The 11686-nt window shown below is 52.0% G+C and carries 10 protein-coding genes; 6 read left to right on the top strand and 4 right to left on the bottom strand.

Annotated elements, in window-relative coordinates; genetic code table 11:
- Positions 1-4 precede the first annotated feature (4 nt).
- The 3 genes from fghA (at position 5) to IG609_RS07960 (ending at position 2108) form a co-directional block, all read left to right on the top strand.
- The gene (gene fghA, locus IG609_RS07970; protein WP_284070734.1) at positions 5-847 is read left to right on the top strand and encodes an S-formylglutathione hydrolase; all 843 of its coding nucleotides are present in this window, start codon (positions 5-7) and stop codon (positions 845-847) included.
- Positions 848-1041: 194 nt separating this feature from the next.
- Positions 1042-1686: a glutathione S-transferase gene (locus tag IG609_RS07965; RefSeq protein WP_193397650.1), complete on the top strand. Its 645-nt coding sequence runs from the start codon at positions 1042-1044 to the stop codon at positions 1684-1686.
- Positions 1687-1895: 209 nt separating this feature from the next.
- Complete coding sequence (locus IG609_RS07960; RefSeq protein WP_102118839.1) at positions 1896-2108, top strand: KTSC domain-containing protein; 213 nt, start codon at positions 1896-1898, stop codon at positions 2106-2108.
- Positions 2109-2167: 59 nt separating this feature from the next.
- Here IG609_RS07960 and IG609_RS07955 read toward each other — a convergent pair whose 3' ends face one another.
- Positions 2168-3256: an oxidoreductase gene (locus IG609_RS07955; RefSeq protein WP_193397649.1), complete on the bottom strand. Its 1089-nt coding sequence runs from the start codon at positions 3254-3256 to the stop codon at positions 2168-2170.
- A gap of 266 nt (positions 3257-3522) precedes the next feature.
- Between IG609_RS07955 and IG609_RS07950 the strand changes: the two genes are divergently transcribed.
- Entirely contained in the window at positions 3523-5034 is a 1512-nt protein-coding gene (locus tag IG609_RS07950) for a sugar ABC transporter ATP-binding protein (protein ID WP_193400410.1), read from the top strand.
- 71 nt (positions 5035-5105) lie between these two features.
- Positions 5106-6026 carry an ABC transporter permease gene (locus IG609_RS07945; protein ID WP_226374070.1) on the top strand — a complete coding sequence of 307 codons (921 nt, stop codon included), beginning with the start codon at positions 5106-5108 and terminating at the stop codon, positions 6024-6026.
- Between the two features lie 388 nt (positions 6027-6414).
- Here IG609_RS07945 and IG609_RS07940 read toward each other — a convergent pair whose 3' ends face one another.
- The 3 genes from IG609_RS07940 to yieE all read right to left on the bottom strand — a co-directional run bounded on the left by IG609_RS07940 (position 6415) and on the right by yieE (position 10478).
- Positions 6415-7383, bottom strand: coding sequence for a 2-hydroxyacid dehydrogenase (locus IG609_RS07940; protein ID WP_205562930.1), 969 nt, complete (start codon positions 7381-7383; stop codon positions 6415-6417).
- A 611-nt stretch (positions 7384-7994) separates the two neighbouring features.
- Positions 7995-9470, bottom strand: a complete 1476-nt coding sequence (locus IG609_RS07935; RefSeq protein WP_193397645.1) for an amino acid permease — start codon at positions 9468-9470, stop codon at positions 7995-7997.
- Positions 9471-9605: 135 nt separating this feature from the next.
- Complete coding sequence (gene yieE, locus IG609_RS07930; protein WP_193397644.1) at positions 9606-10478, bottom strand: DNA-binding transcriptional regulator YeiE; 873 nt, start codon at positions 10476-10478, stop codon at positions 9606-9608.
- Between the two features lie 120 nt (positions 10479-10598).
- Between yieE and IG609_RS07925 the strand changes: the two genes are divergently transcribed.
- On the top strand, positions 10599-11672 hold the full coding sequence (locus IG609_RS07925; protein WP_193400408.1) for a YeiH family protein: 1074 nt from the start codon (positions 10599-10601) through the stop codon (positions 11670-11672).
- Positions 11673-11686 lie beyond the last annotated feature (14 nt).

The following is an 11686-nucleotide window of genomic DNA, read 5'->3' as shown; positions in this document are numbered from 1 at the left end:
AGCGATGAATTCATCACTGGAACTGCTGGAAGAACACCGTATGTTTGGCGGCTGGCAACAGCGCTACCGCCATGTGTCAGAAACGCTGAACACTACCATGACGTTCAGCATTTATCTGCCACCGACACAGGATGACACGCCGCCGCCCGTGCTTTACTGGCTGTCTGGGTTAACCTGCAACGACGAAAACTTTACGACGAAAGCCGGTGCACAGCGCATTGCCTCCGAGCTGGGTCTGGTGCTGGTCATGCCAGACACCAGCCCGCGCGGCGATGGCGTAGCAGACGACGCGGGGTACGATCTGGGTCAGGGGGCGGGATTCTACGTGAATGCCACGCAAGCCCCCTGGGCGGCACACTACCGGATGTATGACTACATCAGCAGTGAATTGCCGGCGTTGATCCAGCAACATTTTAATGTGAATCGCCGTCAGTCCATCAGTGGGCATTCGATGGGCGGCCACGGCGCGCTGATGCTGGCGCTACGCAACCCGGATCAATTCCAGTCTGCGTCAGCGTTCGCCCCGATCGTTAACCCAAGTCAGGTTCCCTGGGGACGCAAGGCGCTAACCGCCTACCTCGGTGAGGATGAAACGCAATGGTTGCAGTATGACAGCTGCCATTTACTGGCAAATAGCCAGAAGAAGCTGCCCATGCTGGTCGATCAGGGCGATTGCGATCAGTTCCTTCCCGATCAGCTGCAACCAGCGAAACTGGAAGAACTGGCAAGCCAGTATGACTGGCCGCTGACGCTGCGGACACAGTCTGGCTATGACCACAGTTATTTCTTCATCGCCAGTTTTATCGAAGATCACCTGCGCTTCCACGCCCACTATTTGTACGCATAAATTTTTACGCATAAATAGTTGTATGCATAATCACGATACGAATAATGGGCTATGCTCATCTCGCTGATAACCGCACTCGGGGGACGTCTCCCGAGTGCTATTTTCACTTCCCTGTTACAGCAACTCTCAGTAAAACAATCACACACCTGCCCGTGCTGAATGACGGAACCAAGACAAACAAAAAGGAAACCTTGATGATACACGTCCATCACCTCGAGAAATCCCGCTCAACCCGCGCGACCTGGCTACTGGAAGAACTGGGCGTTGGCTATGAAGTCATTCGCTACGCCCGTGACCCAAAAACGTTTAGCGCCCCAGCGTCGCTCAAGCAGATTCACCCGCTAGGGAAATCGCCGGTGATTACCGATGGCGAGCTAACGATTGCCGAATCCGGGGCAATCGTGGAATACCTGATTGAGACTTACGGCAATGGCAGACTTCGTCCACAGAGTGGACAAGCGCTGCTGGATTATCGTTTCTGGCTGCATTTTGCCGAAGGGTCTCTCATGCCACTGCTGGTAATGCGTCTGGTATTGGCGAAAGCAGAGTCCGCGCCGATGCCGTTTTTCATCCGCCCTATCGCACGCAAAATTGTGCAAAGCATCGAGCAGGCCTTTATTGTGCCGCGGCTGACGACGCAACTTCAGTTCATCGAACAGCATTTGAGTAAACAAGACTGGTTTGCGGGGGAGTCGCTCAGCGGTGCCGATATCCAAATGGCCGTCCCGCTGGTGTTGGCGAAAACGCGTCTGGACCTCAGCCACTACCCGCATATCCAACAATACATTGAGCGGATAGAAAGCCAGCCTGCTTTTCAGCGGGCTCTCGCTCAAGATTAACAATCCGATCGGCTTATCACCCCATCAACAACAAACAAAGCGGGTCGATGGACGACAGAGCAAGAATTCTGTGAGCGTTTACTGATTATTCATGAACTAATAACGATATGCTGCTGTTTACCCCCGATATATTTCGAGCTATAACACGTTATAGCTCAAAGGCGGTATACCGTCAGGATGCGGCATTGACACGTTGGGAGTGATTAATTTTGCAAAGAAAACGAGTTTCATCAGCAGAGTTGTTTTCAGTCGGATACGATGCAGAAAAAAGCCAATTGGAAGTCGAATTGCTCAATGGGAGCATCTATCTCTACAGCGGCGTAGCACGCATGATTTATGAAGAGCTGATGGCAAGCAAGACAAAGTACCGTTACTACGCCAGCTTTATCAAAAATTCATTCCCCTACGAGAAAACGCAGTAGTTTTTAAAGATAAAGTCTTTGGGGCGGAGAATGCTCTCCGCCCTCCTCTTCCTATCTAGTTATTCCCCGGTAGATTCAACGGTGTTAAACGCCGCCAGCAGGACGTCTTCATTGAGCGTCAACGGCAGATAATGAATGGATTCCCCCGCCTGCAAGGTGCGGGCAATAACCGCCTGAAGCGCGGCGCGATCGTGAATATCCACGTCCAGTGCGGCGAGTGAGGTCGGCAAACCGAATGCCTTAAACGCCGCCTTCAACTGGCGCAGTGTGTCGCTATCGCCCAGTAAAGCGCTTTGCACCAGAATGCCATAAGCCACCTTGGTGCCGTGCAGGAAGCGCTCAGTTTGTGGCAACACCGTTAAACCGTTATGCACCGCATGCGCCGCCGCCACCCGGGTATAGCGCTCACCCAACCCGCCAACCATGCCGCCACCGGCAATGATCGCATCTACGACATCCAGAAAATCCTGCGTCAGTTCACCACGCTCGACGGCTTCCAGCGCTGCCGCACTTTGTTGCAGCAACACATTACGGATATCCAGCGCGGCCTGTAAGCCCAGCCGAACAGAAAGCGGCAGCGTTTCCGGCTGAGGACTGAGAACGACGGCTTCATACCACTTCGCCAGCGTATCACCGACGCCAGCCAGTAAGTATTCCACCGGTGCCGCCAGCATAATCCGCGGCTCCACCAGCACCAGATGGTTAGCATCGGTAAAAATCTCGAAGCGTAGTGCCTGACCGGCATCGTTATACCACACGGACAACGGCGTCCAGGCCGCACAGGTCGCCGCAATGGTCGGAATCGCCACCAGCGGCACGCCAATATGACGCGCGGCGACCTTCGCGGTATCCAATACCGCCCCGCCACCGACGCCAATGACGACCTGACACTCATCACCCGCTTGCGCCACCAGCTTTGCAACTTCCCCTTCGCTACAATGCGCGCCAAACTGAACGCGGCGGGCTGAAGGCGCATCGAACTCGGCCGGTAAATACGGTCGAGCCGCCGCAATCGCCCGCTCGCCGTAGATCCACAGCGCGTTTTTTAGTACATCTGGTGGATAAAATTCCAGTAGCTTATCGATAGCGCCAGAGAAAGAGAAATAGTTAGCAGGGCCAACCTGTACGCGGACTGTCGTTGTGTGCATGTTTGAATCTTCCTCGCCGTGCCCTCTCTTGAACACGGTTCTTATCTTATGTTTGTCTGACAGCCGAATCTGCTGCGCTACTCTATTGATAATCCCATCTTATTCACTTGCCTGCGCCAGCTTAAGAACTTTTTTATTTAATTTATGCCTTTTCGTTCATAGCCAATGATTCTCAAACACTTGAAGCTGTATTAAATTTGCGGGGATATGTGCTACCTTTCTTTTCCGTTATTTCATGACCTTGACCGCCAAGAGCGTTACCGACCATGATCCCTACCTCCCAAAGCCGACTGGAAATGCACAACATTTCCATCTCCTTTTCTGGTTTCCACGCCCTCAAGCAGGTTAATTTCACACTGGAAGGTGGTTCGATTCATGCCCTGACCGGCGCAAACGGCGCAGGCAAATCCACGCTGATGACTATCCTGTCGGGTGCTTACGATCACTATCAGGGCGACATTCTGATTAATGGCAAGCAGGTCGATGTGCATTCACCGCGTGATGCCAAGCGATACGGCATTCATCTGGTGCAGCAGGAGGTCGATGTTGCGTTGGTCCCCACGCTGTCCGTGGCGGAAAACATTATGCTAGATACGCTGGCGCAGGACGGACATCTGCTGAGTTGGCCGCAGATCTATCGTCAGGCGCAGGCGCTGCTTGACCAGCTTGGCGTCCACCTTAATGTTCGTCAACGGCTGGATACCTGCTCGCTCGCGGAGAAACAGCAAATTCTGCTCGCCCGCGCGTTATCCCACGAATGTCGTTTCCTGATTTTGGATGAACCCACGGCTCCGCTGGATCAGGCCGAAAGCGCGCGCCTCTTCGAGGTGGTACGCCGTTTACAGGCCGATGGCATCGGGATCGTGTTTATTTCCCACCGTATTCATGAACTGAGCGAAATCTGCGATACGTTGACCGTTCTGCGTGACGGCGAGTTTGTCAGCAGCGGTGCGATGCAGGGACTCAGCGGCGAAGCGATCGTAGAGAGAATGTTGGGGCACCGGCTTGACGATATCTTCCCACCGCGCCGAGCGACACCTGCCGCAGAGACGCTGCTTCAGGTTACGGGTTTGCACGACGAAACGCTGTTGCACAATATTTCTCTTACGCTGCGCAAAGGGGAAATTCTGGGCATTGCCGGGCTGGCTGGTGCGGGGAAAACCGAGCTATGTAAAGCGTTGTTCGGCGCGGAACCCTGCCAGATCGCTCTGGGAGAATATCGTGGTAAACCCTGGCGACCGCATTCGCCACACCGGTCCGTCGGACAGGGTCTGGCGCTGGTTCCTGAAGAGCGGCGCAAAGAAGGTATTTTTATTGATGAATCCGTCACCATGAATCTCAGCATCACCGCCACCGACAGCTTTTCCCGTTGGAGTGTATTCAGCCGTGGCAAGGCATTGCGCTGGGCAAAACAGATCGTTGAACGGCTGGCGGTTCGCACCACCGGTCCGGCGCAAAAGCTGGCGCGTCTGTCGGGTGGGAATCAGCAGAAAGTCGCTATCGGCAAGTGGCTGCGCAGTGAAGCACAGGTTCTGATTTTTGACGAGCCCACCAAAGGCGTGGATATCAAGGCCAAACAGGACTTGTTCACCCTCATTGATGGCCTCGCCCGTCAGGGCAAAGGCATTATTTATGCGTCGGGCGAGTTCTCCGAACTGGTCGGGCTCTGCGATCGCATCTGCGTGCTATGGGATGGCCGCATTGTCGCAGAGCTGAACGCGGCTGAGATTGACGAAGAAACCCTACTTTTCTATTCAACTGGAGGAACTCCCGCGTGAGTCACCCACTTTCATCTAACGGGGCGATCCCCTTCCGTCACCACGTTTTCGAGTTTCTCTATAAGTGGGGCATGCTGATCACGGTTGTTGCGCTGATTGCCCTTTTCGGGCTGGCGTCGGAGAACTTTCTCGACCCGTATAACATCATCAATATCCTGCGTTCTATCGCCATCGTTACGGTGATTGCCATTGGCGTCTCCATTTCGCTGTCCGTGGGCGGCTTCGATCTTTCCGTAGGGTCGACTGCCTCGCTGGCTAATGCGCTGGTTATCTCGCTTTTCGTCTGGCATGGATTCGGCACCACTGGGGCGATTGTCCTGACGCTGCTGCTGTGTACGCTGGTCGGACTATTCAACGCCTTCCTCATCGTCGTGCTGAAGATTCCCGATATGTTGGCAACGCTCGCCAGCCTATTCGTCATTCAGGGCGTGGCGATGACCTACAGCTATGGCGGCTCCATCACGCAGAACATGGTGCTGCCTAGCGGCGAAATAGCGGAAGGCGTCATTCCTGAATTCTTTGCCACGCTAGGTCAGGTACCGGTCATTGTTGTCATCATGCTTGCGGTAACGGTATTGGTGCAGTTGTATCTGTCCCTTACCAAGCACGGTCGCCGGATGTATGCCATCGGCGGCAACCCAGAAGCCGCGCGACTGGCGGGCATCCGCACGGCGCGTTATCGGGTACAGGCGTATGTGTTTTCTTCACTACTCGCGGCGCTGGGCGGGATCTTACTGGCATCGCGCATCGGCTCTTCGCAGGTCAATGCCGGGGGCGGCTATTTGATGGATGCAGTTGCCGCGGCGTACATCGGTTTCTCGCTGGCGGGATCCGGCAAGCCGAACGCGCTGGGTACGCTGCTCGGTGCCGTTATTCTTGGCGTCTTGCAGAATGGACTGGTGATGCTCTCCGTGCCTTATTACGCGATGGATATCATCAAAGGTCTGGTTCTGGCACTCGCGCTAGCCATGACGTATATCCAGAAACGCTGATACTCTCTGATTTCCGCCCCATTCATCAGAATTCGGGGCGGATTCATAATACAGCCCACCAATGCCTTCTCTCATTAAGCCGCGTTTTGCCGCCGACACCTATCGCTGCACTCGGTCTATTATTTACTTACGTTATTATTAAAAAATAAATATTCTCTCATGCAATTAATAGTGATTCAGAATAATCACAAATAATAACGTTCTCACTTTAGGTCTGACGTGCGCCACTTTCATTCCCTGCCGATATAGCGAGAGCGACAGAAATAATCGACAGCGAAAAATTCGATCTGATGAAACGCTCAGTTTTGATAATCAGTTAAAATTGATGAATATCATCATTTTTCTGCCAAGCTATATTCCTTTATACTCAGCGAAATCAAATTACACGTTATTTGTATCCGTTTTGCTGAGCATACTCATCAATATTTTCAATCATCTTTTCCATCAACAGTTGCAGCGATGAGGCAGACGTCCAAGAGATATGGGGGGTAATAAGAAGATTAGGCAGGGTTTTCGCTGCCACCATTAATGGGTTGTCCTTTGCTGGCGGCTCCTGTGTCAGGCAGTCTAGCGCAGCACCAGCAATGACGCGCTGCTGCAAGGCTTCTGCTAGAGCGCGCTCATCAATCAGCCCGCCTCTGGCGGTGTTAATAATAAACGCGGTGGGCTTACACAAGGCGAGCGTCTCCGCATTAATCAGATGCTGCGTACTCTTATTCAGCGGGCAGTTGAGTGAAATCACATTTGCCAGCCGCAGAACCTCCTCAAACGGCAGATAACCCACGCGGCACTGAGATACACCTCTCCGCTCAGCAAAAATCACCTTCATCCCCAGCGCCTGCGCCAGCCGCGCGACTTCCCGCCCAATCGAACCCGCGCCGATGATGCCCAGCGTAGCGCCTGCAATGTCTTTAACTGGATGATCAAAATAAGCAAATTGCGACTGGCTGGCCCAGCGGTCACTCAGTTGATCGCGATACCACGCCATCAGGCTGTGCTTTAGCGCAAAAATCATGGCAATCACGTGCTCGGATACCGCTTGCGTCGAGTAGCCCGGTACATTTTTGACCGTGATACCCAGTTCTTTAGCAGCAACAAGATCAATATTGTCGGTGCCTGTTGCCGTTACAGCAATCAGCTTCAACACAGGCAACGCGGCTAAGGTGTCTCGCGTTAATAGGGCTTTATTCGTGATGATAACGTGGGTGTCTTTTGCTCGGGCGATAACCTGATCGGGCGAGGTATAGTTATATTCAATCCATTCATGGCGGCATTGTGGACGCCTAAAACTCGTCTTTTTCAGGAAAATGGTTTCAGGCAGTGAGCCTTTATCCAAAAAGGTAATTTTTAACATCATCGTGCCCTGGTTGCTATTTATACAGTAATTTCCGTTTGCAGATATCAAGGACTCCGCAGTCGGCAATCACGACAGGTATTCTCATACAAAAATAATGAATTAAACTCTCTGTATGACACAAGACAACGAACGTATTAATAACGTTACACTTCCTGCCTCATCGGAAATCCATCACTCCGTAACGTGAAGCGTAGTCAGCATTAAAGCAATTAACAATACCTAATATAATGAATTTCATTCACCGACATTGTTAGCGTCGACATTCAGAAATATCACAAAAACAATAAAGTCTGCTGCTCATTGTTATCATGACATCGGCAATGAGATACCCGTAATAACGGATCAAAACTAAGCACCGTTGCTAATCAGAAAGAATACATTCACGAGAAAAACGGCAAAAATGATGCCATGTCGTTGAAGATAGGAAGTAGACGAAGATCATAATGTTGACCACATTTCTCGCCGTATAAATAGACTCAACAGGAAGCAACCATCAGAACGGTATATAAGAAAGAAATTACTACGAATAAAAACGCCGCTAATGAAAATTTCATCAGCGGCGTGAAAAGAAATGGCAAGGTAAAAAGCAGCTGTTAGCCGCGTTCTTACGATTAGTCCTTATGATCGGGGTACGTCATCTCTTGATACTTGATGAAGTGCGTTCCACGATACAGTTTATAACCGAACCAAATCAGCAGGAACAGCGGAATACCGATGTACGTTGCCGTCACACCATACCAGTCGATTTTATCTTCCAGAAACGCCTGATAGTTCTGCCCCAGCGTAATGATCAGACAGAGCACAAACGCAAAGATCGGCCCCAGCGGGAAGAAACTTGATAAATAAGGTAAGCGATTCAGATCGTGACCTTGCATGACATAGCCGCGGCGGAAACGATAATGGCTGATCGCGATCCCCAACCAGGCAATAAAGCCTGTCATGCCGGAGGTATTCAACAGCCACAGATAAACCGTTTGGTTGCCATATAAAGAAGACAGGAAACACAGCGCCGCCACCACGGTGGTAGCGTACAGCGCATTACGCGGCACGCCGCCTTTTGACAGTCTGGCGAAAATGCGCGGTGCTTTACCTTCCGATGCCAGCGTAAACAGCATACGCGTCGAGGCATACATCCCAGAGTTACCCGCCGACAGCACTGCCGTCAGGATAACCGCGTTCATGACCGCCGCCGCAGACAGCAGGCCCGCGTTCTCAAACACCAGCGTGAACGGGCTCACCGTAATGTCTTTGACGTCATTACGCAGCAGGTTCGGATCGGTATAAGGAATGATTAAGCTGATAATCAGAATCGCGAAGATGTAGAACAACAGAATGCGCCAGAAAACCTGACGGATGGCACGCGGAATGTTTTTGCTTGGTTCCTGAGATTCCCCCGCAGCCACGCCGATCAGTTCCGTTCCCTGAAAAGAGAAGCCGACGATCATCGCTACACCGATCATGGCAGAGAAGCCGCCAGCAAACGGTGCATCGCCAATCTCCCAGTTGTGGAATCCGGCATTTTCCGCGCCGCTCATGATGCCCGTAATCATCATCACGCCAACAGCAATGAAAACGACGACCGTGACCACTTTAATCAGTGAGAACCAGTATTCTGCCTCGCCAAATCCTTTCACGGAAATGTAGTTAAGCAGGAACATCAGCGCGAGGAACAGCGCGCTCCAGATCCAGCCGGAGACGTCGGGGAACCAATATCCCATCACCAGTTGCGCCGCCACCAGATCGACCGCGATGGTCACCGCCCAGTTGTACCAGTAGTTCCAGCCCAGCGCGAAGCCGAACCCTTCTTCTACATAGCGGGAGCCGTAGCTGGAGAACGAACCGGAAACCGGCATAAACGCAGCCAGTTCACCCAGACTGGTCATCAGGAAGTAAACCATCAGTCCAATCAGGGCATAAGACAGAAGTGCGCCACCTGGGCCTGCTTGTGAAACCGTCGCACCAGACGCGACAAATAACCCGGTGCCAATCGATCCGCCAATGGCGATCATCGTTAAATGCCGTGCTTTCAGTTCACGGCGCAGGGTCGGTGCGCCCTGTGTAGTTTGTTGAATATCGTGCTGAGCCATTGTTATCCTGCATGCTCGTGCTAAAAATCGAGGCAGGATTGTAGCAAATAGCGTTGTGCTGAATAGTTAAGATCGTCGAGTTATAAGAGAGGTTAATAACTCGTGCTCGATTATTAGCAGCAGAAAATATTTTCGCTATGGCGTTTCGCAGCAATAACTCAGGAAGCGCTGTAGCACATTTGAAAGATGTTTCTGTCGGTGATGAACCAGATACAGCGTCCGCGTGAGTTTAGGCAGCGGCACCTTCAACTCCACCAGCGAACCTGACGCCAGCTGTTCAGCAATGACATGCCGCGATAGACAACTGATACCAATCCCGTGGCGAACCGCATGCTTAATCGCCTCTGAATTACCGAGTTCCATCACCAGATGGAAATGCGACAGGTGCGTCAGCAGCAGATGATCCAGCACTTCGCGCGTGCCTGAACCACGTTCGCGCAGGATCCAGTGCGCATCCGCCAGCGCCGTTAATGAGACAGCACCTCGGCTGAGCCGATGTTCGGGAGAACAAAACACCACCAGCTCATCTTCCAGCCAAGGCTGTGTAATCAAATCTGGGTGATGGCAAGGGCCTTCGATCAAGCCCAAATCAACACTGAATTCAGATACGCGCGTGATCACATCTTTCGTATTGCCAACATGCAGCTCCAGCGGAATGTCAGGGTAGTCATGACGATAGCGGGCAATCATCGCAGGCAATAAATAGTTGCCGATGGTGCTGCTGGCATACACACGTAACGCCCCATTATCACGCCGGAACAGTTGCTCAATTTCCATCGACTGTTCAAGCAGTGCCAGTGCCTTGGGATACAGCAGGCGGCCATGTTCATTAACCACCAGACGTTTACCCACGCGGTCGAAAAGTTGGACACCCAACTGCCCTTCTAAATCCGCCAAAGCCGCGCTGACAGCCGATTGAGACAGGGCAAGAACAACAGAAGCCTGTGTCGTTGAACCACTTTTCAGAACTTCGGCAAAGACTTCCAGTTGACGTAACGTGATATGCATAGTGCGCTCTTTATCTGAAATACTTATAGGTTATAAATATATAATCAATTTCTCTTTTAATCTTGTGGATTATAAGCTGGCTTCTCAATTTTCGGTACGGTCAGAATAGGCACCCAATCCATGGCTCTTCCTGCGACATTACACACAATAGCCCCACCCGATGGAGTAAAAGCGAGATTACCTAGCCTACTGTTAGTCAGTTTAATAACTTTTTCACTTCTCTGGCTGGCAAATATTCCGAAAGTCGCCCATTGGGGGCCAGGTTCGCTGACATTGGCGATCTTGATTGGGATCGTACTGGGAAATAGCGTTTATCCGCATCTTCATCCGCTGTGTGACCCAGGCGTGCAGTGGGCCAAACAGCATTTACTCCGGTGGGGCATCATACTTTATGGTTTTCGCCTCAGCTTTCAGCAGGTGACTGCCGTTGGCTTTACCGGTGTTGCGGTCGATCTTACCGTCGTCACGTTGACGTTTTTACTCGCCTGCTGGATAGGCAAGCGCTGGCTGAAACTCGACAATGAGACCGTGATTCTCATCAGTGCTGGCAGCAGCATCTGCGGCGCGGCGGCGATCATGGCAACCGCGCCCGTGGTCAAAGCGTCCAGCAATGCGATTGCCGTCTCCGTTGCCACCGTGGTGATTTTCGGTACGACGGCGATGTTTTTGTACCCGTGGCTTTATCAACTCAATATCGAAAATCACTGGATTGACGTCACACCGCAGATCGTCGGTCTGTACTTCGGTTCGACGATACACGAAGTTGCTCAGGTCGTTGCAGCTGGGCATGCCATCGATGGTGTGACGGAAAACATCGCCGTCATCAGCAAAATGCTGCGCGTGATGATGCTGGCTCCTTTCCTTCTCATTCTTGGGTTTTACCTGAAAAAAACGGCGCAAAAAAATGTCGCGCAAGACGTGATTCCACTGATGTTCCCGTGGTTTGCACTGGGGTTTATCGCCGTAGCGGCCTTCAATTCCTTTCAGCTACTTTCACCCACGCTCGTCACGCACTTGGTACAACTCGATAATGTGCTGTTGACCATGGCGATGGTGGCGCTGGGGCTCACAACCCGATTCAGTGCCATCCGTCAGGCCGGCACAAAACCGCTGCTGCTGGCACTCATTCTGTTTCTCTGGCTGGTCGTTGGCGGTGCGGGCATCAATCTGTTCTTCGAGCATTTATTCAGCTAACGATAAATTATTTA

This window comes from Pectobacterium quasiaquaticum (assembly GCF_014946775.2).
Taxonomy (GTDB): domain Bacteria; phylum Pseudomonadota; class Gammaproteobacteria; order Enterobacterales; family Enterobacteriaceae; genus Pectobacterium; species Pectobacterium aquaticum.
Note: the sequence above shows the minus strand (reverse complement) of the source record. Positions and strands in the feature narration are given on the sequence as shown.